At 69.9% G+C, this 21,232-nt stretch carries 19 protein-coding genes; 6 read left to right on the forward strand and 13 right to left on the reverse strand.

Translation table 11 applies throughout. From position 1 onward, the window contains the following. Window positions 1-251 precede the first annotated feature (251 nt). From ACTIGN_RS25135 to ACTIGN_RS25155, 5 genes are all read right to left on the reverse strand, one after another. A complete protein-coding gene (locus ACTIGN_RS25135) occupies window positions 252-443 on the reverse strand; it encodes a hypothetical protein (protein WP_439629022.1) in 192 nt (63 codons plus the stop codon). Between the two features lie 112 nt (window positions 444-555). After that, window positions 556-972 (reverse strand): superinfection immunity protein, encoded by a 417-nt coding sequence (locus ACTIGN_RS25140; protein WP_439629024.1) that lies wholly within the window; start codon window positions 970-972, stop codon window positions 556-558. A gap of 649 nt (window positions 973-1,621) precedes the next feature. Beyond that, the gene (gene ilvA / locus ACTIGN_RS25145) at window positions 1,622-3,136 is read right to left on the reverse strand and encodes a threonine ammonia-lyase, biosynthetic (protein WP_439629026.1); all 1,515 of its coding nucleotides are present in this window, start codon (window positions 3,134-3,136) and stop codon (window positions 1,622-1,624) included. An 84-nt stretch (window positions 3,137-3,220) separates the two neighbouring features. Further along, the gene (locus tag ACTIGN_RS25150) at window positions 3,221-3,643 is read right to left on the reverse strand and encodes a response regulator (protein WP_439629028.1); all 423 of its coding nucleotides are present in this window, start codon (window positions 3,641-3,643) and stop codon (window positions 3,221-3,223) included. Window positions 3,644-3,872: 229 nt separating this feature from the next. Further along, the gene (locus ACTIGN_RS25155) at window positions 3,873-5,543 is read right to left on the reverse strand and encodes a GAF domain-containing protein (RefSeq protein WP_439629030.1); all 1,671 of its coding nucleotides are present in this window, start codon (window positions 5,541-5,543) and stop codon (window positions 3,873-3,875) included. A 104-nt stretch (window positions 5,544-5,647) separates the two neighbouring features. On the opposite strand from ACTIGN_RS25155, the gene ACTIGN_RS25160 reads away from it, so the two are divergent. Then, a complete protein-coding gene (locus ACTIGN_RS25160; protein ID WP_439629032.1) occupies window positions 5,648-6,232 on the forward strand; it encodes an RNA polymerase sigma factor in 585 nt (194 codons plus the stop codon). Here ACTIGN_RS25160 and ACTIGN_RS25165 read toward each other — a convergent pair. Further along, window positions 6,182-6,871, reverse strand: coding sequence for an acyltransferase (locus ACTIGN_RS25165; RefSeq protein ID WP_439629034.1), 690 nt, complete (start codon window positions 6,869-6,871; stop codon window positions 6,182-6,184). The two genes, ACTIGN_RS25160 and ACTIGN_RS25165, sit on opposite strands and share 51 nt — an antisense overlap. Before the next feature lie 197 nt (window positions 6,872-7,068). Between ACTIGN_RS25165 and ACTIGN_RS25170 the strand changes: the two genes are divergently transcribed. Further along, window positions 7,069-8,622: an FHA domain-containing protein gene (locus tag ACTIGN_RS25170; protein ID WP_439629036.1), complete on the forward strand. Its 1,554-nt coding sequence runs from the start codon at window positions 7,069-7,071 to the stop codon at window positions 8,620-8,622. Between the two features lie 46 nt (window positions 8,623-8,668). Here the strand turns inward: ACTIGN_RS25170 and ACTIGN_RS25175 are convergent, their stop codons facing one another. The 3 genes from ACTIGN_RS25175 to ACTIGN_RS25185 form a co-directional block, all read right to left on the reverse strand. Continuing rightward, window positions 8,669-9,583 carry an SMP-30/gluconolactonase/LRE family protein gene (locus ACTIGN_RS25175; protein WP_439629038.1) on the reverse strand — a complete coding sequence of 305 codons (915 nt, stop codon included), beginning with the start codon at window positions 9,581-9,583 and terminating at the stop codon, window positions 8,669-8,671. A 141-nt stretch (window positions 9,584-9,724) separates the two neighbouring features. Then, a complete protein-coding gene (locus tag ACTIGN_RS25180) occupies window positions 9,725-10,243 on the reverse strand; it encodes a hypothetical protein (protein ID WP_439629040.1) in 519 nt (172 codons plus the stop codon). 98 nt (window positions 10,244-10,341) lie between these two features. Next, a complete protein-coding gene (locus tag ACTIGN_RS25185) occupies window positions 10,342-12,561 on the reverse strand; it encodes a DEAD/DEAH box helicase (RefSeq protein WP_439629042.1) in 2,220 nt (739 codons plus the stop codon). Between the two features lie 140 nt (window positions 12,562-12,701). On the opposite strand from ACTIGN_RS25185, the gene ACTIGN_RS25190 reads away from it, so the two are divergent. From ACTIGN_RS25190 to ACTIGN_RS25205, 4 genes are all read left to right on the forward strand, one after another. Further along, entirely contained in the window at window positions 12,702-13,685 is a 984-nt protein-coding gene (locus tag ACTIGN_RS25190) for a WD40 repeat domain-containing protein (protein WP_439629044.1), read from the forward strand. 150 nt (window positions 13,686-13,835) lie between these two features. Continuing rightward, on the forward strand, window positions 13,836-14,783 hold the full coding sequence (locus ACTIGN_RS25195; RefSeq protein ID WP_439629046.1) for a YsnF/AvaK domain-containing protein: 948 nt from the start codon (window positions 13,836-13,838) through the stop codon (window positions 14,781-14,783). 231 nt (window positions 14,784-15,014) lie between these two features. Next, a complete protein-coding gene (locus tag ACTIGN_RS25200) occupies window positions 15,015-16,361 on the forward strand; it encodes a protein kinase domain-containing protein (protein ID WP_439629048.1) in 1,347 nt (448 codons plus the stop codon). A 93-nt stretch (window positions 16,362-16,454) separates the two neighbouring features. After that, window positions 16,455-17,528, forward strand: a complete 1,074-nt coding sequence (locus ACTIGN_RS25205) for a peptidase (RefSeq protein ID WP_439629050.1) — start codon at window positions 16,455-16,457, stop codon at window positions 17,526-17,528. Between the two features lie 81 nt (window positions 17,529-17,609). Here the strand turns inward: ACTIGN_RS25205 and ACTIGN_RS25210 are convergent, their stop codons facing one another. From ACTIGN_RS25210 to ACTIGN_RS25225, 4 genes are read right to left on the reverse strand one after another with little or no spacing between them, the layout of a single operon-like run. Continuing rightward, window positions 17,610-18,371, reverse strand: coding sequence for a purine-nucleoside phosphorylase (locus ACTIGN_RS25210; RefSeq protein WP_439629052.1), 762 nt, complete (start codon window positions 18,369-18,371; stop codon window positions 17,610-17,612). A 23-nt stretch (window positions 18,372-18,394) separates the two neighbouring features. Beyond that, the gene (locus ACTIGN_RS25215) at window positions 18,395-19,129 is read right to left on the reverse strand and encodes an AAA family ATPase (protein ID WP_439629054.1); all 735 of its coding nucleotides are present in this window, start codon (window positions 19,127-19,129) and stop codon (window positions 18,395-18,397) included. 11 nt (window positions 19,130-19,140) lie between these two features. After that, entirely contained in the window at window positions 19,141-20,166 is a 1,026-nt protein-coding gene (locus ACTIGN_RS25220; protein WP_439629056.1) for an ABC transporter permease, read from the reverse strand. Then, on the reverse strand, window positions 20,163-21,053 hold the full coding sequence (locus ACTIGN_RS25225; RefSeq protein WP_439629058.1) for an ABC transporter ATP-binding protein: 891 nt from the start codon (window positions 21,051-21,053) through the stop codon (window positions 20,163-20,165). The genes ACTIGN_RS25220 and ACTIGN_RS25225 overlap by 4 nt, the downstream gene beginning before the upstream one ends. Between the last annotated feature and the right edge of the window lie 179 nt (window positions 21,054-21,232).

Consider the following 21,232-nt stretch of genomic DNA (forward strand, 5'->3'; position numbering starts at 1 on the left):
ACCTCGGCCCCGGCGCGAGCGGAACGGGAACGCGACCGGGCCGCCGGCCTTCGCGGACCGCCGCGGACCATATGGTCGGCCCGGGCGCGGGGGCGGTGGCAGGGGTGCGGGCACCGACACGGCTGACCATTGTGGTCAAGCACCGGCCGCCCCACCCAGACCATCCGGATTCCGGTTTACGGCACCGACCCGCCACGGCCGGGAAAGCACCTCTGAGGACGAAGACGGCTCGCCCCGTCTGCCCCACCACGTCACCCGCCGCCCCCCGACCCGCCCGCCCGCTCGCCTTTCGATCGTCGCCGCGTGACCGCATCGCACACGGCATCCCACACGGCCAGCTCGCCGGCCGCCCGTTCCATCGCGGCCCGCGTTTCCCCGACACGTCGTGGCGCCGCTTCAATGCGGGTGAGGGCGTCGGGCGCGTTGTCGAACAGCGTGTCCATGTCCGGTTCCATCGGCAAGGGGGCGGGGTGGACGTGAGAGGGGACCGTGCGGCGGCCCGACCCCGAAGACGTCACCCTAACCGTGGTGCCATAGGCCGCGGGCCGTGTCAGCTCAGTAAGCCGGAGGGGTGGCATGGAAAGGGTGTCGGCACGTCCCGCACGTCACCATCGCCCCGACCATCGCGGGTGGGATGCGGACCATGTAACCGCAGTGCGGGCAGGTGTAGGGGACGAGGGCCGGGACCGCGTACACCGGAACAGGGGCAGGCTCCGGGAGAGGGTCGAACGGGGTCGGTTCGGAGTCGCGGTCCCGCCGACGCTTGTTGCTCCCGTATTTGTCTTCCGTTGCGATAACGGCCCACACCAGGGCACCGACCCACCCAACGAGCAGCCACCCGAGGAAGAAGTTGAGGAGGAAGATTGCCACCGTGTTTCGGTGCCCGCGGCTTACGGCGACGAATGTCGGCAGGAAGTAGATGGGAAGGCCAAATAGGAACGCGGCGACGACCAACAACGCGGCATCGTTCATGTGACTCCCCATGGTCGCCAAGGTCGCCTTTGCCGAACCCCGCGGTCGGGCAGGGAGGACACAGTCCCGTGCTAACGTGCGGGGCGTCGGACGTGCGACCTCCACACCGAGCGTGCTTGCGACCCATTCTAGAACACGCTCACAGAGCCGTCACCGTGGCAGCCGCGGACCATATGGTCGGCCCGGGTGCGGGGGCGGTAGCAGGGGTGCGGGACACGGCCCGTTCCTCCCCTCGGAGGTGTCTTTGCGAGCCGTGAGGCTGCTACTCGCATGACGGGCTACCACCACGTCGCGAGTTCAGTTCTGGGTTCCGCATTACTCCGCAGAACCCACGCGACGCCGCGTTTCATTGTGCGGAATTTTCGACATGTGTTCACTTGCACCGCGGGGCGAAACCTGCGATTATGCTTAGGAATTCAGAGATTTGCCACCGTTGCTGGTACGCTTTTCGGCGCTTGGGGTGCAAGAGGTCGTGGGTTCAAATCCCGCCGGCCCGACCTGACCCCCGCTGATGACACCAGTCGTCAGCGGGGGTTTTTCATTGACGGTGACGGTTTCATTTCTCACCAATCGTCGCGACCGTACTCGTGTCCTCCTACCGCGGCACTACCGGCGACGGTCAGTCACTGCGGCAATCGACCGGTCCGGGTCACCTCAGGAACAAGCGGTAGACGGGGTTCTCGGTCTCGTCCACCCACGGGTAGCCGAGAGCGTCGGCGAACGCCCGGAACGCGGCCGCGTCGGGCACCTGAATGCCGACGAGGATGCGGCCGTAGTCCGCGCCCTGGTTGCGGTAGTGGAACAGGCTGATGTTCCACTCCGGGTGCATGCTCGCCAGGAACGTCATCAGCGCACCCGGGCGCTCCGGGAACTGGAACCGGTACAACCGCTCGCCCCGGGCCAAGGGACTCGGTCCGCCGACCATGTGGCGGACGTGATCCTTCGCCAAATCGTCGTGGACCAGGTCGAGGGCGGCGAAGCCGCTCTCGGCGAACGCCCGGCCGATCGCGACTGCCTCCGTCCGGTCGGCCACGGCCAGGCCGACGAACACGTGGGCCGCCCGCTCGTCCGAGATGCGGTAGTTGAACTCGGTCACGTTCCGCCGCCCGACCGCCTCGCACAGCCGCCGGAAGCTCCCCCGCTCCTCCGGGATGGTGACCGCGAACAGTGCCTCCCGCCCCTCGCCCGCCTCGGCCCGTTCGGCCACGAACCGGAGTCGGTCGAAGTTCATGTTCGCCCCGCAGGTGATCGCGACGAGCGGCTCGCCCCGCACCCCGTGCTCAGCGGCGTACTGCTTCGCGGCCGCCACCCCCATCGCGCCGGCCGGCTCCAGGATGCTCCGGGTGTCCTCGAACACGTCCTTGATGGCCGCGCACACCGCATCCGTGTCCACGACGATGAAACCGTCGGCAAAGTCGCGCACGAGCCGGAACGTCTCCTCGCCCACCTGCTTGACCGCGGTCCCGTCCGAGAACAGGCCGACGTCGCTCAACCGCACCCGCTCCCCGGCGCGAACGGACCGGAGCATCGCGTCGGAGTCGGCCATCTGCACGCCGATCACCTTCACCTCGGGCCGCACCGCCTTGATGTACGCCGCGACCCCGGCGAGCAACCCGCCGCCGCCGACGGCGACGAATACGGCGCGGAGCGGCCCCTGGTGCTGCCGCAGGATCTCCATGCCGATCGTGCCCTGGCCGGCGATCACGTCCGGGTCGTCGAAGGGGTGAACAAAAGTGAGACCGCGAGCGGTGCCGAGTGCGGCCGCGTGGTGATAGGCGTCGGTGTAACTGTCGCCGTGGAGCACGACCTCCGCGCCGAGCGCCGTCACCGCGTCGGACTTGAGCCGCGGGGTCGTGACCGGCATGACGACAACCGCCCGGCACCCGAGGCGGAGGGCGCTCAGGGCGACGCCCTGGGCGTGGTTGCCGGCCGACGCACAGATGACCCCGCGGGTAAGTTGGTCGGCGGGGAGCCGGACCATTTTGTTGTAGGCCCCGCGGAGCTTGAAGCTGAACACCGGCTGGGTGTCCTCCCGCTTCAGCCACACGGGAGTGCCGAGCCGGGCGGACAGCCTTTTGGCGTGCTCCAGGGGAGTCTCGATCGCAACATCGTACACGCGGGCCGTCAGGATCCGCTGCAAGTAGCCCCAGAGCCGGGCGTCCATCCGATCACTCCCCACCGGGTGCTGGAGTCGTGATTGTATGGGACGAGCCCCGATCTCGAACGCAGCCCATGTCCTCCCGGCCGCTCACGGGACGCTCGCGCGGCCCCGGGCGGCGAAGTCGCTCAGCACCGTCCGGAGCAGGTCCGACGACACCGGCTTGGCGTAGTACAGATCGAACCCGACGTCCGCCATCCGCTCCATCGACCGGTAGTCGCCCAGGGCGGTGAGGGCGATCAGGAGCATCTCGCGCCCACCCGGGCGTGCCCGGAGGCGGCCCGCCAACTCGTACCCGTCCATCCCCGGCATCGTGATGTCGAGGATCGCGGCCTGTGGGGCGAAATTCTCGCTGACGTCGAGGGCCGACGGAGCGTCGTGCGCGACCGCGACGTGGAACCCGAGCAGGTCGAGGAGCGCACCAAGGGTGTCCACGGCGTCGGTGTTGTCGTCCACGCACAGGACGCGAAGGGTCTTGGCCGGGGTCTCGGCTCCGGACTGGGCTTCGGACATCGGGGTCGTCTCGTTGGAAACTGCGGTCATATCGGGTTCGCGCGTGTTGGAGTGGAGGGCGAGCGCATCGGAGCGACTGCGACTGGAGGAGATCGAATCACGCCGATTGAGGGGACAGCGTGACAGCAACGAGCATGCCAACGCTGAAGAATGCTGATGGGAGCCAAGAGATTTGGGTTCCGGAGGGCGAGCGGACGAGCGCACGCTGGAACCATGTGAGGAACCGGCCTCAGCCCGGAACGGGAGCGGGCGGCGGGCCATCGAGTACGGCCCGGACGACCTGCTCCTGCCGCCACGGCTTGAACAGGACATACTTCATGCCGTCGGCCCGCGCCTTGACAATCGAGTGCGCCAGGTCGTAGCCGAAGCCGGTGGTCAGCGACACGAGGGCCGTCGGCCGGGCGGCGGAGAGCCGGCGGTAGCACTCGTACCCGCCGAGGTCGGGCGGCTTCACCTCCTGGAACACCGCGTCGTAGTCGGCGTCCGCGGCCATCGCCACGGCGTCCTCGCCGGTCGCGGCCGACTCGGCCGTGGCCCCGAGCCGCTCCAGGAGCAAGTGGGCCGACCGCCGGAGCCGCTCGTCGGACTCCAGGACGAGCACCCGCTTGCCCAGCAGCGGGAGGTCGCCCGTCGGGGCGGTCGGGGTCTCGACCAGGTTGCGGCCGACCCGGGACACACAGTCCTTGACCAGCCGGGCCGCGTCGAGGATCCGCCGCAGCCGGGCCGTGGCCTCGGGGTCCGTCCGGTGCCACTTCTCGAGCAGCACGCTCGCCCCGGCCAGCACCTCGTCGAGCGGCAGCGCGATCTCCTTGTTCACCGCCTCGATCGACTGCGCCGCGGTGCACACGAGCTGGGCACTGAGCAGGTCGAGCGTGTGCAGGGCGACGGCGATCTCCTTGCTGAACAGCTCCGTGAACTGGAGGTCGCTGGCGCCGAACCCGCTCACCCGCGGGCTCTCGACGTTGAGGGTGCCGATCACCTCGTCGTGGAACTGGAGCGGCACGGTCATCGAGCTGCGCGCCCCGGCGGCCCCCGCGATGTAGTGCGGGTCGTTCGCGGTGTCCACGCACAGGTAGCTCTTCCCCGTGTACGCGACGAACCCGGTGACGCCGTTGCCCGTGGGGCGGGCGTACAGGACGCGGCGGGCCGCCTCGGGGAGCATCCCATCTTCCAGCAGCGGCTTCAGTTCGCCGGTCTTCCGGTCGAGGAGCCGGACCTCGATGGTGTCGTAGTTGAGGAGGTCGTGGATGAACTTGCGGAGGTTGATCTTGAGCAACTCGACGCGGGACGGGACGTTCATCTCCGCGAGCTGCTCGGGGTCGAGCCCGGCGAGTTCGCGGCCGGCCTGGTGCAGCGCGTCGAGCTTCTGCTGCTGGGCGACCTGAGCGGTCACGTTGCGGACGACGGCGAGGAGCTGGGTCACGGCACCGGTTGCGTCCCGTGCCGGGCGGATCTCGGCCTCGAGGAACGGTTGCTCGGGGTTGCCGGTGCGGTGCAGGCGGAGCGACGCGGCCTGCCCGCCCCGCGCAACCGCGAGCGGGTCGCCGCTGTCCGAGGCCATGACCCCGGTGCCCAGTGCGTCGAACAGGTGGCGGCCGACCGGGTCCTCACCCGCGGACTGCCGGAAGGCCGGGTTCGCCCACACCACGAGCCCGGCCGGGTCGAGGATGGCGAGGCCGTTGTCAATGTTCTGGAGGATGAGTTGGTCGCGACTGCTCTGCGCGCCCCACTCGGCCAGAACCCCGGGCGGGGCGACGACGGCCGCGAACCCGCCGTCGCGCAACTTCTGCGCGACGGCCGCGGGGTCGGCCGATACCGGCTCCACGTCGGCCTCGGGCCACGCGCCGCTGGGCAGCCCGTCGGGGGAGCCGATCAGGAGTAACCGGGGACGGTCGGGCACGGGCTCTCCGCGTCGTCAGGGGTCCACAACAAAGATTATACTCCCTTGTGGTCGGTTGTCACAAGCACGCACCCGCGCGGTAGACTGGGGCCGGAGGGTCCGCCATGTCGGTTACATCGGCCACACTGCTTGCGCGGCTCCGCGACGCCCGCGACGGCGACGCCTGGGGCCGGCTGAACGACCTGTACACCCCGCTCATCCGGTCGTGGGCGGTGCGGCTCGGGGTCCGCGGGTCCGACGCCGAGGACCTCACGCAGGACGTCCTTGCGGTGGTGGTGCGGCGGTTCCCCGAGTTCGTCCACCCCGAGCGGCCCGGGGCGTTCCGCGGGTGGCTCCGGGCGATCGCGGCGAACTGCGCCCGCGAGGCGTGGCGCGCCAAGAAGGTGGCCCCCCGGGCGCCGGGGGGAACGGACTTCGGGAGCTACCTCGCCCGGCTCGAGGACCCGGGCGACGACCTGAGCCGCGAGTGGGACCGGCAGCACGACGTGTACGTGACCCGCCGCCTGCTGGAGCGGATCAAACCGGACTTCGAGCCGAAGACGTGGGACCTGTTCCAGGGGTTCGTGCTGGAGGGAAGGGCCGCCGAGGAGGTCGCGGCCGCGTGCGGCACGACGCCGAACGCCGTGTACATCGCCAAGTCACGGGTCCTCGCCCGGCTCCGCGACGAGGCCGGCGGGCTCCTGGGGTAGCGCGGCCGGCTTCTCGAACCGGTGGCGGATGACCCGCGCGGGGACGCCGCCGGCGATCACGTTCTCGGGGAGCGGCCTGGTGACCACGGCGCCGGCGGCGACGACCGTTCCCGCGCCCACGTCCGCCAGGAGGATCGCGCCGGTCCCGATCCACGCCCCGGCCCCGACCGTCACCACCCGCCGCTCGCCGCCCTGCTCGCGGATCGGCTTCGTTGGGTCGTCAAAGTAGTGCGTCTTTCCCCCCGACGGAACCTGCACCCCGGACGCCAGAAGCACGTCCCGTTCGAGCCGCACCAGGCCGAGCTGGCACCGCGGGCCGACGTACACGTTCTCCTCCAACACGGCTCCGGCCTGGGAGAACAGCGTCCCGAACTCGACGAGGGCCGACGGGTGGCACCGGGCCAGCACTTGCTGGAGGAAGGCGCGGCGGAGGTACTGGCCACTCACCCCGGGCAACAGCGAGAGCAGTTGCGACGCCGATTCGAGGGCACGGTTCCGGCCGAGGCAGGCGGCGTTGAGCCAGTACCCCACGAGTACGGGGAGCACCCCGACGAGTGCCGCGGCGCGCAAGACCGCCTTCGCGACGCGCCTCGGGGACGGGCCGGGGCCGGGTGGAACGCGGTGCGGGGCGGTGTCCATCAGGTTTTCACGGGCTGCGGGCTGGTGCCCCGGGGAACCACGCACTAGAGTCAACCCTAACCACGATCCGGGTGTGCGGAAAGTGCTGCGTGGATCGTGTGATCCGGTGTAAAGTAGGTCTATCGACCAGAACGCGGGCGGCACCCGAGTTCGCCCAGCTTTTCAGATGGCCGCGCACCCGCGGGGATTTACGGCCCGTGAACGACCCATTCTTCACCCAGTTCGCTGAGGCGTGTGGGGCCACAGGGCCGCTCGACCTGCGGGTCGATCTGGCCGACGGCGGGACACTCGCCGAGGGCAGCATCCCGATGCCGTTCGTCCTCGTCGGCCGGGACGACGGGTGCGACGTCACACTCGCCGAACCGGAGATCAACCCCCGGCACGCCTGGCTCCAAGTCATCGCCGGCCGGGTGTTCGCCGTGGACCTGGGGAGTCGGGCCGGGCTCGGCTGGCCCGGCGGGGCCAGCGGGTCCGGGTGGATGGACGAGAACACCCCCGTCAAGATCGGCCCGTTCCAACTGCGCCTCCGCTCGCCGGTGTCCAACCGCCCACCGTTCCCCCCGGGCTACAACCCGCTCTACTCCGACTCGGCCGGCGTCCGGAACCGGCCCCGGGTCGCGCTGGAGTTCCGCAACGGCAAGCGCGTCAAGGACCGCTGGGCCGTCAACCGGTACATCACGCTGATCGGCCGCGCCCCCGAGTGCAAGATCCACTTGACGTCCGACGACATCGCGACGTACCACTGCGGCCTCGTCCTGACGACGACCGGCCTCTGGGTGGTGGACCTCTCGGGCCGCGGGGTCGTGGTCAACGGCGAGCGGATGCGGCTGTCGCCGCTCGGGCACGCCGCGGAACTGTGGGTCGGCCGGTTCCTGATCGGGGTCCAGGCACCCGGCAACCCGCACCTCCCGAACCCGGGGCGGTCCGGGGTGCTGGCGGGCGGGAGCCCGCGGTCCGGGCTGGCCCTGAGTTCGACCGACGGCCAGGGGTCCAGCCGCGGCACCCCCGTCGCCCGCAAGGGGAACCCCGCCGACGACGAGGTCGCCCTCGGGGCGGCACCGGCGGTCGATTCCGGCGGCGGGTTCTCCAGCTCGCAGGTCGGCGAGTCGTTCCGGATGCGGGTCTCGACGGTCGGGACGAGCGGCCCGGTCTCCCAACAGATCCAGGTGACCAACAGCGGCGCGGTGCAGCACCTCAAGACCACCCCCGCCCGCCCGACCCCCCGGGCCGTGCCCGTGGTGGACCCGACCCTCGACCTGTTCACGAGCCTGACGCCCGGTTCGGGGGTGCGGGCCGTGCCCGAGTCGCTCCTGTCCGGCGTGCCGACCGCCGAGGCCACCCCCGAGCAACTGGCCCGCCAACTCGCGGACATCCACTCGCTCATGCTGACCCAGGCCCAGCAGTCGCTCGTGCTGATGGTCCAGCTCATCAGCGCCATCGACCCGGCGCAGCTCCCCGCGATCCAGAAGGAACTCGCCCGCGTCAACCACCTGAACGCCGAACTGGTGCACCTCCAAACGGAGGTCGCCCGGAGGGCGTCGGAGGTCCCGGCGCTGGCAACGGCCGGGGCGACCTCGGGTGAGGTGATCCCGATGGCGATGCCGGTCGCGGGGTCGGACCAGTCGGCGACCGACACGAGCCCAACCTCACCCAGCGCCCTTCAGGACTGGGTGATCCAGCGGATGAACGTCCTGCACCGGGAGCGGTCGATCCGCTGGAGCGCCTTCATCGGGGCCGTCCGCGGGAAGTGACCCGGCCGGGGCCCGCTGATGAGTTTCGTTGGGGCCCCGCGATCCGCTATCGCTCCTTCTTCTGCGCCCGCTCCCACGCCAGTCCGGGCTGATCGACGCGGAACCGGACCACCCGCCGGTGTTCCACTTCCGTCACGTACGCGGTCCGCCCGTCCGGGCCGCCGAAGCAGATGTTGCTCGGCTGCTTCCCCAGCACGTCGATCTCCTTGAGCACCTGACCCCCGGGCGACAGTTTCACCACCGTGCCCTTGCCGTACCGCGTGACGTACAAATTGCCGTCCACGTCGCACCGCATCCCGTCGAACCCGTGGTCGTCGAACTTCTTCAGGAGTCGCTTGTCGCCGAGGGTGCCGTCGGCCGCGATCGGGAACGCCCACACGTTCCGCTGGACGCTCTCGTTGACGTACAGCGTCTTCCCGTCGGGGCTCACGTCGATCCCGTTGGTCGTTCCCATCTCGCCCGCGACCTTCGTCGCCTTTCCGTCCGTCCCGACCCTCCAGAGTTGGCCGGTCCCCTTCCCCCAGTTCGGGTCACTGGCGTAGAGGGTGCCGTCCGGGGCGATGGCGAGATCGTTCGGCTGGTTCATCGCCGGCTCGTGGGCGAACACCTCAACCTTCTTGGTCCTCGGGTCGATCCGCAGCACGTTGTGCCCGGTGTAGTCGGCGACGTACATCAGCCCCTTCTTGTCGAAGACGATCCCGTTGCCGACGCTCTTGCCCGGTAGGTCGACGAACACCTCGGCCTTTCCGTCGGGCGTCACCTTACCGATGTCGCCGTTCTTCTTGAGGTTCACGACGTACAAGTTCCCCGCGGCGTCGCACCCCGGCCCCTCGATCCCGGCCGTGAAGCTGTTCCTCTCGGTGAGGGGCTTCGCGACAAAAAGCTCGTCTTTCGGCTCTTCCGCCGCGAGCGTGAGTGCAAGTAGTGCGAACCAAGTTGCGGTCCAGAGGCGGATCAACATGGCGGGAACCTGGAACGTGTCGCGGGGCGTGCGGTGTGATTCTCGTCACTCGGCCCCCCGCACGCAAGTCGCTGCAACGGAAACGGGCGGCGGGTGTGACCCCGTCGCCCGTGCGCAGCCGCGTTACTGGTCCGGCGTCACTTACCGACCGATCCGCCGGCCGCCGAGGAACACGCCCGAGGTGCCGATGTTCAGTCCGTTGGGGCTGGTGCCGTAAATGTTGTTGAACCCCGAGCGGGTCGAACCGTAGGGGGTGTTGTAGTAGCTGTTGTTGTTCAACGCCCCGCCGTTGTAGTAGCCATTGTTGTTATAGTATCCGTTGCTGTTGTAATAACCATTACTGTTGCTGTTATAGTAACTGTTGTTATTGTAATAGCTCTGCGACGGGGAGTAGTAGCTCGACTGCGTCACGCCGTCCGACCCGAGCACAACACCGTTGGAACCAATCACAACCCCGTTCGAGGTGACGACCCCCGTCGAAGTGGTCGGGTACGAGTAGGTCGGCGAGGAGTACACACTCGGGGAGTACGACGGGTACGTGCTGTAGGACGTGCTCGGGTAGTACACCGTCCCGCGGCGGTACTGGGCGTCGGCCCGGGCCGAGAACGCGAACGTGCTCACGGCAACGGCGGCCGCGATGGCCAGCGATTTGATAGACATGTTTGGTCCTCCACTCTGCGATGATGACCCCCTGATCCGCAGCGGGTCTTGTAACAGAGTGAGGGTTGCACGGGCCGTACCAACGGGCCGGTCGGGCGTTACTTTTCGCACTGTGGCGCGAGTTGGGCTGCCAAACGCAGGGCCGCGGACCGAAGTTTCTCGCGGGCCTCGGGCGGAACCTGACCTGCCGCAGCCGCCACGCACAGCGATTCCATCAGGTGCGCGACGCCCTGCCACACGGCCGCGGCACCCGTGTGGGTGTCGGGAAAAGGGGTCGCTTGGGGAAATGCCGCGCTGCCGGCCTCGGACTTCGGGACGTCGGCCCCGTGCACCAAGTCGCGCATCGTGTCGAGGAACCCCGACGTGTTCACTGCCCCGAACGGGATCTCATCGGCGTCGCCCTCGAACACGCCGGTGAACAGGCCCTGCTTGCTCTCGAGCGTCCGCAGCACCTGTTCCTCGATGGTGCCGCGGGTGACGAAGTTCACCACCCGGACCGGGCGGCTCTGGCCCATGCGGTGGACGCGGGCGATCCGCTGTTCGAGTACCGCCGGGTTCCAGGGCAGTTCCAGGTTCACGACCGTGTCGGCGACCTGAAGGTTGAGACCGGTGCCGCCCGCGTCGGTGCTCAGGAACACGGCGCAGGCCGGGTCGGTCTTGAACCGCTCCAGCACCTCCTTGCGGTCCTTTCCCGGGAGCCCGCCGTGCAGCACTGCGTAGCCCACGCCGAGCTTGTCGAGCACCTTGGCCGTTTCGAGGATCATCGTCTCCCACTGCGAGAACACGACGACCTTGTGGGCCGCCTCGCCGGGGCCGCCGGCGATCAGCTCCGGGAGCAGTTCCTCGACCTCGTCGAGCTTCGGCGACACGCGGGTCTGGCGGTCGAACAGGAACAGGCTGTCGCAGATCGTCCGCATGTTCACGACCGACGCGAGCACCCGCTTGCGGTCGAGGTCGGTCAGGTAGTTCTTTTGGAGGAGCCGGGCGAGGGTGACGCGCTGCTCCTCATATGGGCCGCGCTGCTCGGCCGCGAGTTCGACGTACACGGTACTGTCGGTGCGCGGCGGGAGCTGCGTGAGCACCTCCCCGCGGGTCCGCCGGAGGAAGATCGGGGCCAGCCGCTCGCGGATCGTGTCGAGGTTGCGGTACCCCTTCAGGTTCCCGGCCTCGTCGAGGACGCGGTGGTCGTGCAGGAACTGGAACGCCGGGCCGAACCGGCGCTCGTCAACGAACTGCACGATGCTGTAGAGTTCCTCCAGTTTGTTCTCCAGCGGCGTGCCGGTCAGCACGATGGCGTACCGGCTCCGGAGCTTCTTCACCTCCTTACTCGTCTTCGACTCCCAGTTCTTGATCCGCTGGGCCTCGTCGAGCACCACGACGTCGGGCCGCCAGGCGTTGATGGCCTCACGGTCGCGGACCACCTGCTCGTAGTTCACGAGGCGGAAGAACGTCGGCAGCGCGTACAGGTCGCGGCGGTCGTCGGGGCCGCCGTCGATCACCTGCACGGGGCGGCCGGCGAACTTGCGGATCTCGCCCTCCCACTGGTACTTCACCGACGCCGGCGCGACGACGAGCACCTTCTGCACGCCCCGCTCCCGGGCCAGCAACTCGATCGCGGCGAGCGTTTGGACCGTCTTCCCCAGCCCCATGTCGTCGCCGAGGATGCTGCGGCCCCGGCAGGCGAGGAACAGTGCCCCGCGCATCTGGTAGTCGTACAGCGGCACCGAGAGGAGGTTCAGGTCCAGGGTGCCGGCGTCGAGCTGGGCGAGCCACTCCCGTTCGCGGGCGAGCATCTCCGTGCGCTCGATCTCGACGCTGACGAACTCCAGCGCGTCCGAGAAGAACGTGACCGCCTCCGGGAGCCGCTCGACGTCGTCGGCCAGCTCCGCGTACCTCCCGTTCCCCGACCACAGGCCGTGCTCGTTGAAGTACGCCGCGGCCAACCGCCCGAGCTTGTCCGAGTGCCGCGGCGGGAGGTGGATCCCGAGGGTCAGTTGCTCGCCGTAGTGGAGGTAGATCTCTGGCCGGGTGACCGCGGCCTTCTTCTTCTGGAGGTGCGCCGGCAGGTCGTCCTTGAGTTGATCGAGGACCGCCTCGACGTGCTTGCAGGTGCCGAGCGTGTTCGCCTTGAAGTCGGGACACGTGCAGGCGTTGTCGCCCACCTCGAACCCGCGGACCGTGACCGTGTACTGCCCGCCCGAGTCGGGGTTCGTCACGCGGAAGTCGGAGAACACGCGGTTCTTGCCGAGGTTCTCGATCTGGAACTTCGCGGCCCTCGCCCGCTGGCGGCGGATGTCGATCTGTTCCTCGCGGAGCATCCTGCGTTCCCCGTGGCGTGTGGCGACACCCAGCATCATACGCCCGCGGGAAATGTCGCGGACGGACCGCACGGGGAATGGTATAACTATGTTATTCATGGCTCACCGAGCCGACGTAATCGTCCGCCCCCAGGAGCCGTATGGCCGAGGTCACTCCGTCCGAGTCGAGGCGCACCTGGGGGTGGGTTGGTGCGATCGCGGCGCTCGTCGCGGTCGGGGCGGCGGTGTGGGCCGTGTGGCCGCGGGGCCAGCAGCGCGCCTCGCTCGCGGGCGGGGGCGGCGGGGTCCAGGTCGTCGCCGTTTCGCCCGACGGGGCACTCGTCGCCGCGGCCGGTGAAGCCTCAAGCGTGCGAGTGTGGGACGCCGCCACGAACGCCACGCGGTTCACCCTCGACGGCCACACCGGGAAGGTGACGGGACTCGCCTTCGCGCCCGACGGCACGTCACTCGCGAGTTGCGGCGTCGACCACACGGTGCGCATCTGGAACGCGGCAACCGGTGCGCAAGTCGCGTCGTTCGATGCCGCGAAGAAGTCGGTCGAGTGCGTCGCCTTCTCCCCCGACGGGGCGACCCTGGCGTCGGCCGGTGGGGACGCGACGATCTGCCTGTGGGCGGTGCCGGACGGCAGGCCCGGCCGCGTGCTCCGGGGCCACACGCGGCGCGTCCACTCGCTCGCGTTCCTCCCCGACGGCAAGACGCTCGCCTCGGCCGGGGACGACGGCGTCATCCGGCTCACGAACTGGCACACGGGTGCGGTGGTCGGCGCGATCGCCACCGACAAGCACCGGGTCCGCGAGATCGCCGTCTCGCCCGACGGCGCGACGCTCGCGGCCGCGGTCTCGGGTGCGGGGCTGCGGTGGTGGAACGCGGGGAACCGGTCGGAACGGAACAAGATCGAGGGGGCCGGGGGCGCGCTCGCCGTTGCCTTCGACAGACGGGGCGGTCGGCTCGCGACGTCTCACGAGGACGGCACGGTTCGCATCTGGTCCGCCGCCGACGGGGCGGCCGTGAAGACGCTCAAGGGGCACAGCGGCCCCGTCTTCGGTGTCGGGTTTTCTCCCGACGGGAAGACCGTCGTGACCGCGGGCGGCGACGGTACGGTCAAGGTGTGGGACGTGCCCTGAGCCCTCCTGGTCGCGTCCCCCTCGTGGCACCCGGTCACAATCTTCCCGCACCCCGTTCGGGCGCGGCGGCACGTACTGTGCAACAGTTTTGCGTGGGCGGATTCGGGTGAACCCGCACGAACCGAACAGACGTTCAACGGGAGTTGTCCCATGCCTACGCGAAAGAAACACCACGCAGTCGTAGGGGTTTTCGAGACGAGTGCGCGCGCTGAGCAGGCCATTGCCGATCTGAAGGCGGCCGGGTTCGACGACAACAAGATCGGCATGGTCTACCGCGACGCCGAAGGGAACACCGTCAAGACCGGCGCGGCCGACGAGACCTACGCCGACGAGGGGGCCGTCGCGGGTGCGGTGGCCGGGGCCGCGAGCGGTGCGGCGATCGGGGCCGGGATCCTGGCGGGCGTCATCCCCGTCGTCGGGCCGGTCCTGGCGCTGGGCACGCTCGGCACGATCCTGGTGAACGCCGCCGGTGGCGCGGCCATTGCCGGCGTCGCCGGCGCGCTGATCGGCTGGGGCATCCCAGAAGAGGACGCCACCTTCTACGAGGAGGAGGTCAAGTCGGGCCGGTACCTCGTGACCGTCGATGCGAACGGCCAGGAGGCCGAGGCCCGCTCGATCCTGCACCAGCGGGGCGGGTTCGACCGCGGCGGCTGGTCGGCGGTCCGCGCCGACCGAGCGAACATCCTGTCCGAGGGCGGGTTCCGGGACGAGACCGGTCGCGTCATCCAGCTCCACGAGGAGCACCTCCGGGCGAGCAAAGAGAACGTGAACGTTGGCGAGGTGAAGGTCCGCAAGGAGGTCCACACCGAGCACCAGCGGATCGACGTCCCGGTCGAGCGCGAGGAAGTGGTCATCGAGCGCCGCCCGGCGCAGGGTCGCAGCTCCGGTTCAATGAAGTCCGAGGAGATCCGCATCCCCGTCAAGGAGGAGCGGGTGCACGTCACGAAGGATCAGGTCGTCAAGGAAGAAGTGAGCGTCGGCAAGCGGAAGGTCCGCGACACCAAGACGGTCGAGGGCGACGTGCAGAAGGAAGAGGTCGTCGTCGAAAACGAGGGCACGGCCAAGGTCCGGCACACGACGAAGAACGCCCGCAAGTGACGGACCCAAGTGAAACGAAAGAGCCGCCGGGGGAACCCCGGCGGCTCTTTTGCGTCCCGGGGGCCGCCCGCGCTAGCCGAGGGTAAATGATCACGGGAGTGGGAGGGTGCAGTCGAACGATTGCAACTCGGGCCCCACTGGTCTCAACAAGCGCGGCGGACCCGGTTGACGGAACTCCCCCGGATGCGGATGATTAGGAAAAGCTCCCGACGCTCGCTCACCGATTCGCCGATGCTCATCACCCTCACCGTAACGAGTGGCCCCCTGAACGGTCGAACGTTCACGTTCGAGCGCCACGACGTGTTCCTCGTCGGGCGGTCGCCCAACGCGCACGCCCGGTTCCCCGAGGACGACCCGTTCTTCTCGCGCGTCCACTTCCTGGTCGAGGTCAACCCGCCCCGGTGCCGGCTCACCGACATGGGGAGCCGCAACGGGACCTACGTCAACGGCAAGAAGGTCGAGGTCGTGGACCTCGACGACGGCGACGAGATCCGCGCCGGGCACACGCGGATCACCGTGCGGGTCGCGTACACCGCCGCGGCCGCGCCGGTCGACAGTGGCGAGGTCGGCGAGACCCAGGCCGACATCGGCCTCCCGGACGAGATCCCGGTGATCCCGGTGCGCCCCGCGGCCCCCGCCGCGGTTGCGGACGCCGACTACGACGACTCGCAGGGCACCGAGAGGACCCGGGGGCCGGGCTGGGGCGAGCGGACGACGATCGCCGCGCGGCTGTCCAGCGGCGAGGAGATCCCGGGCATCCGCGGGTACGAGTTCGTTCGCGAGATCGGGCACGGGAGCATGGGGATCGTGTACCTCGCCAAGCGGGAGAAGGACGGGAAGGAGGTCGCCATCAAGACGATCCACCCGGCCCAGGCGAGCAACCCGAAGGTGACCGCCCAGTTCCTGGCCGAGGCCGAAACGCTCGGCCGGTTCAACCACCCGAACATCGTCCGGTTCTACGAGACCGGCGAGTGCCGCGGGGTGCTGTACTTCGTCATGGAGCACGTCGCCGGGACCGACGTCGCACAGGTGCTCAAGGAGCGGCCCCGGGTCGAGCAGCGGACCGCGATCCGGCTGGCGATCCAGGTGCTCGACGCCCTGGCCCACGCGCACGCCCGCGGCCTGGTCCACCGCGACATCAAGCCCGCGAACATCCTGCTCGCCGAGTTGCCCGACGGGAAGCGGCAGGTGAAGCTCGCGGACTTCGGGCTCGCCCGCGTGTACCGCGCCAGCCAGATCAGCGGGCTGACGCACATGGGCGACCTCGGCGGCACCCCCGCGTACATGCCGCCCGAGCAGATCACCAACTACCGCGACGTGATGCCCCCGGCCGACCAGTACAGCACCGCCGCGATGCTGTACCACATGCTCACCGGCGCGTGGGTGTTCGACCTGCCGCCGATGCCCGCGGGCCTGCTCACCATCCTGAACAAGGACCCGGTCCCGTTCAGCCAGCGGCGGCCGGACCTCCCCGGTGAGCTGGGCGCGGTCATCCACCGCGCGCTCGCGAAGAAGCCCGCCGACCGCTGGCCCGACGTGGTCGCGTTCCGCCAGGCGCTCGTCCCGTTCGGCCGCTGACGCCCGCAACACCTTTGCGTCGGCCCGCCGGCTCGCGTACACTCCACCTCTGACCACTTCCCACCCACGCGCTGCTCAGCGGAGCCCCCCTCAATGAACCGTCGCGAGTTCCTCGCCACCGCCGCCGTCGCCACCAGCGGCCCGGTCCTGCTCGGCACGACCCGCAAGGCCGACGAGCCGAGCCCGGTCATCGGCACCGGCGACCACAAGTACCAGTGCGTCCACAACTGGGGCGAGTTGCCCAGGGACTACGCCTGGCAGACGACGCACAACGTCGCGCTCGACTCGCAGGGCCACGTCTACATCACGCACCAGGGCGTCGGCAAGCAGATGGACACCGTGCTGGTGTTCGACCCCGCCGGCAAGTTCGTGCGCTCGTTCGGTAAGGACTGGCACGGCGGCGGCCACGGCATCGAGATCCGCAAGGAGGGCTCCGACGAGTTCGCGTACCTGGCGAACACCTGGACCCCCAAGATGAAGCTCGTGAAGACCACCCTGAAGGGCGAGGTGGTGTGGCAGGCGGGCGTGCCCGAGTGCAAGGAGTACGAGCCGAGGCCGGACCCCAAGGACGCGACCAAGACGGCGCCCCCCAAGTTCAACCCGACGAACATCTGCTGGCTGCCGGACGGTGGCTTCAACGTCGGCGACGGGTACGGCTCGAACTACATGCTGAACTACGACAAGGACGGCAAGTTGGTGAAGGTGTTCGGCGGCGGCGGCAACGCCCTGGGCAAGCTGTCCACTCCCCACGGCCAGTGGCTCGACACCCGCGACAAGGACAAGCCGGTGCTGGTCGTGTGCGACCGCGCGAACGCCCGGCTCCAGTGGTTCGACCTCGACGGCAAGGCGCTCGCCGCCTCGACCCCCAAGGAACTGGTGCTGTTCCCGGCCCACGCCAAGACCCGCGGCGACGTGCTGCTGGTGCCGGACCTGCACGCCCGGGTGAGCATCCTCGACCGGGCGAACAAGCCGATCGTCCACCTCGGTGACGACGAGGTGTGGCGGAAGAAGGTGCTCGAGGGGTTCAAGGTCCGCGGGCAGCCGAAGGAGTGGGCGGCCGGTAAGTTCGTCCACCCGCACGACGCCGCGTTCGACAAGGACGGGAACATCTTCGTGGTCGAGTGGGTCACGACCGGCCGCGTGACGTTCCTCAAGAAGGTGGCTTGAGAGCGGCACGGGTGGGGCAGGCATTCCTGCCTGCCTTGGCTGACCCAGGAGGCAGACAAGAATGTCTGCCCCACCGATTCGTCAGGACGGCACCGCGATCACCTCGCCGATCAGGTCGCCCAGGCGGCCGACGGCGAGTTTCGCGTTGACGAGCACGTCCTTGTGGTCGAGCGCGGCGGCCGACAGGCCGGCGGCGCGGTTCGTGACGCACGAGATCGCCGCCACCTCCATCCCCAGTTCCGCCGCCGCCTCGGCTTCGAGTGCAGTCGACATGCCCACCGCGTCGGCCCCGCACGCGGCGAGCGCCCGGATCTCGGCGGGCGTCTCGTAACTCGGCCCCGTCAGTGCCGCGTACACCCCCGAGAGCAACCCGGCGAGGCGGTCGAGGAGCCGCGGGGAGTACGGCGAAGTCAACGCGGTCCCGGACGCCATCGCCCGCCACGCCCCCGCCCCGATGACCTTCAGGTGGGCGCGGATCGCCATCAGCGAGCCGGGGTCGAGCGACGGGTGGATGCCGCCGGCCGCGTTCGTCAGGACGAGACGCGTCACGCCCAACTCGGCCGCGACGCGGACGGGTGCGGTCACGACCCCGCGGGGGTGGCCCTCGTAATAGTGCATGCGGCCGTGGAACACCAGCGCCGGCGTGCCGGACCAGAGGCCGACGGCGAGCTCGCCGCGGTGCCCGTGGACCGTCGGTGCGGCGAACCCGGGAACGTCGGCGAAGGGGACCGCGGCGCGCTCGACGAAGGCGCGGGCGACGCCGCCGAGGCCGGAGCCGAGGACGACGGCGACCCGCGGCGGGGCGGTCCGGCAGTGCGAGGTGAACGCGGAGAAGGCTGACATGCGGTTCTCGGGGGGCGTGCGGGTCACGCGCCGGGAATGTCATTGAGGCTCCGGGCCTCGTCGTCCGACCGATGGATCTCGGCGAACATCTGCTTGGTCCGCACCGCCCACCCGATGTACTGTGCGGTCCCTTCGATCCCCAGGCGGCCGGCGTTCACGACGAGGTCGTACCCGGTGGGGTCGGCCGGGTCGCCGCCGAGCGTTGCCACAAACTGGGCGCGGCGGCCGTCGCGGGCTGCCACCTCGCGGGCCGCTTCATCGCTGCTCAGGCGGAGCCACTGGGCGAAGTACGCGACGCGGGCGTCCAGCGGGGCGACGACGCGGACGTGCAGCGTCGTTTCGGTCGGGAGCAGGTAGCCGGCCCCGCGGCCGACGATCACCACGTCGCCCCGGGCCGCCGCGGAGAGGACGATCTCGGCCATCGACGCCGTCCCCGGGTCGAGCGACCCCGGGGTCTGGCCCCGGACCCGATCGACTTGCGCCGCGACCCACGCCCGCACCCCCTCGGGCACCTCCGCGAGGAACTGCGAGCGGGCGGTCTCGTCCTCGACCAGGTAGTCGAGCGTTTCATTATCGAGGACCTGCCAGCCGAGCACCGCACCGACCCGGCGGGCGATCGTTGTTCCCCTGGCACCGGCCTGCCGGCTGATGGCGACGGCGAGCCCGCGGGGCCGCGTGATCGGATCGGACGGCTCGGCGTCGCCCCGGTACCCGTGGGCCGGGGGCGCGGGGAAGTCCGCGGTCGTAGACGTCGGCACGGGCGAACTCCTCACACGTCGTCCCGGTACTCCAGCCGCGCGAACAGCCACATTCCGAAAACGGTGAGCCCTGTTGCCGCGGCGGCCAGCACCGCCCAGGCGTTGCCGGTCGATTCGGCCTGCGTCAGGTCCAGCATGCTCACCGGGTAGCCCGCGGCCGCAGCGGCATTATACATGAGCGAGCGGGCGTAGAACGTGAGGCTCAGCAACTTCAGGCTGCCCGGCAGCGCCGCGACCAGGGCCTCGTAGAAGAAGACGTACACGAGCCCGACCACGACCGGGCGGCGGAACACCGCGCCGATCAGGTGGAACATCGCCGAGAACGCGACCGTCCCCGCGGCCGCGGCCGGCCAGTAAAGCGCCAGCGCCCGCAGGCCGAGGTCGCCGCCCGCGAGGCACAGTGCCGCGAACCCGCCGAGCCCGAACAGCACGCACCACGGGAGCGTGCCCAGGAACTTCGCCAGGTAAATCGCCGACCGCGGCACCGGCCGCGTCATCACCCACACCAGCGACCGCGACTCGCGCTCGGTCCCGAACGCGGCCGAGGCGTAGGCCAGCGTGAACATCGGCAGCACGAACCCGAAGTACGCGCCGAGGACCACCCACCGCGAGAAGTTCATGAACTCCCAGCGGTCCAGGAACTCCTGCGAGTTGAGCACCGCGTGCGGCACGGACAGGATGAGCGACTGTACCCCGTTTCGGAGCGGGTCGAACGGGTTCGGCACCTCGTGCGTGCCGATCGGCGCGATCCCCGGCGGGTTCGGGGTCGGGTACGCCTCGTACCGCTTCGCGTCGTACCGGCCGGGGAGGAGTTGCTGCTCGGCGTACTGCTGGTTGGTGAGATCGCGGCGCACGGGCCGGTGCGGGAGCCCCCACCGGTCGCGGAAGGTGACGATGCCGACGCTCGTGACCACGAGCGCGAGCAGCCCGACGGACACCCAGCCCATCTGCCGGACCCGCCACTGCCGCTGGAACGTCTGGACGGTCATCACCCAGAACGCGGTCGCCACGCTCGGGCTCGTTGCGGTCTGGTTCACGTCCGGCCGCTCCCCCCGAGCAGGTAGCCCAGGATGTCGTGTGCGGACTCGTCGAGCGGCTCCAGCCGCCGGACCTCCAGGCCGCGCTCGACCACGAGCCGCGACAGCGCCTGGAAGAACCGCTTCGGGCTCCGGGCCTTCACCACCAGGCCCGGCGGCCCGTCGCGCGTCAGTTCGACCGCGACGACTTCGGGCACGGCCAGCAGCAGGCGGGCGAGTTCCCGCGGGTCGTCGGTGTCGATCCGCACCGTCAGCGGGTGGTCGTCGAGCAGGTCGCGGATCTGCGTGAGCGTGCCGACCGCCGCGACCCGCCCGCGGGCCATGATCGCGACGTGGTTCGTGAGCATCTCCAGCGCCTCGAGTTCGTGGCTGGAGATCAGCAGGCACTTCCCCTGGGCGACGAGCGACTGGAACAGTTCGAGCAACTCCTGGCGGCCGATCGGGTCGATGCCCGAGAGCGGCTCGTCGAGGATGAGCAACTCGGGGTCGTGGAGCAGCGCCTGCGCGAGCTTCACCCGCTGCCGCATCCCCTTCGAGTACCCCCGCAGGATGCGGTCGGCGCGGTCGCGCATGCCGACGCGGTCCAGCACCGCCTCGGTGCGCCGCGTGGCCTCGGCCCGGGAGTACCCGCACATGCGGGCCATGACCCACACGAACCGTCGGCCCGAGAGGTCCTCGTAGAAGGCGTCGATGTCCGGGCAGTACCCGACCAGCCGGCGGGCGCGCCAGTCGCTCGCGTCCACCCCGCGGATGCTCACCCGGCCGAGCGTCGGCTTGAGCTGCCCGTTGGCCATCCGCAGCAGCGTGGACTTCCCGGCCCCGTTCGCGCCGACCAGCCCCGTGATGCCGCCCGTGAGCGACAGCGTGACCTGGTTCAGCGCGAGCACCGAGCCGTACCACTTGGAGACGTGCTCGAACAGCAGCAGCGGCTCACCGGAACCCGGCGAGCGGGGGGGGGGGGCCCCCCCCGGCGGGGGGGGGGGGGGGGCGGGCGGGGGGGGGGGGGGTAGCGGGGGGGGGGCGCCCCCCCCCCCCCCCACAAGGGGTGGGGCCCCCCCCAAAACAC

This window comes from Gemmata sp. (genome assembly GCF_051859125.1).
GTDB lineage: Bacteria > Planctomycetota > Planctomycetia > Gemmatales > Gemmataceae > Gemmata.

What these genes read in the sequence shown, in the direction of transcription:
- ACTIGN_RS25135 (WP_439629022.1), bottom strand. Translation starts at nt 443, where the DNA reads ATGGACACGCTGTTCGACAACGCGCCCGACGCCCTCACCCGCATTGAA.
- ACTIGN_RS25140 (WP_439629024.1), bottom strand. Translation starts at nt 972, where the DNA reads ATGAACGATGCCGCGTTGTTGGTCGTCGCCGCGTTCCTATTTGGCCTT.
- ilvA (WP_439629026.1), bottom strand. Translation starts at nt 3,136, where the DNA reads ATGGACGCCCGGCTCTGGGGCTACTTGCAGCGGATCCTGACGGCCCGC.
- ACTIGN_RS25150 (WP_439629028.1), bottom strand. Translation starts at nt 3,643, where the DNA reads ATGTCCGAAGCCCAGTCCGGAGCCGAGACCCCGGCCAAGACCCTTCGC.
- ACTIGN_RS25160 (WP_439629032.1), top strand. Translation starts at nt 5,648, where the DNA reads ATGTCGGTTACATCGGCCACACTGCTTGCGCGGCTCCGCGACGCCCGC.
- ACTIGN_RS25165 (WP_439629034.1), bottom strand. Translation starts at nt 6,871, where the DNA reads ATGGACACCGCCCCGCACCGCGTTCCACCCGGCCCCGGCCCGTCCCCG.
- ACTIGN_RS25175 (WP_439629038.1), bottom strand. Translation starts at nt 9,583, where the DNA reads ATGTTGATCCGCCTCTGGACCGCAACTTGGTTCGCACTACTTGCACTC.
- ACTIGN_RS25180 (WP_439629040.1), bottom strand. Translation starts at nt 10,243, where the DNA reads ATGTCTATCAAATCGCTGGCCATCGCGGCCGCCGTTGCCGTGAGCACG.
- ACTIGN_RS25185 (WP_439629042.1), bottom strand. Translation starts at nt 12,561, where the DNA reads ATGCTCCGCGAGGAACAGATCGACATCCGCCGCCAGCGGGCGAGGGCC.
- ACTIGN_RS25190 (WP_439629044.1), top strand. Translation starts at nt 12,702, where the DNA reads ATGGCCGAGGTCACTCCGTCCGAGTCGAGGCGCACCTGGGGGTGGGTT.
- ACTIGN_RS25195 (WP_439629046.1), top strand. Translation starts at nt 13,836, where the DNA reads ATGCCTACGCGAAAGAAACACCACGCAGTCGTAGGGGTTTTCGAGACG.
- ACTIGN_RS25200 (WP_439629048.1), top strand. Translation starts at nt 15,015, where the DNA reads ATGCTCATCACCCTCACCGTAACGAGTGGCCCCCTGAACGGTCGAACG.
- ACTIGN_RS25205 (WP_439629050.1), top strand. Translation starts at nt 16,455, where the DNA reads ATGAACCGTCGCGAGTTCCTCGCCACCGCCGCCGTCGCCACCAGCGGC.
- ACTIGN_RS25210 (WP_439629052.1), bottom strand. Translation starts at nt 18,371, where the DNA reads ATGTCAGCCTTCTCCGCGTTCACCTCGCACTGCCGGACCGCCCCGCCG.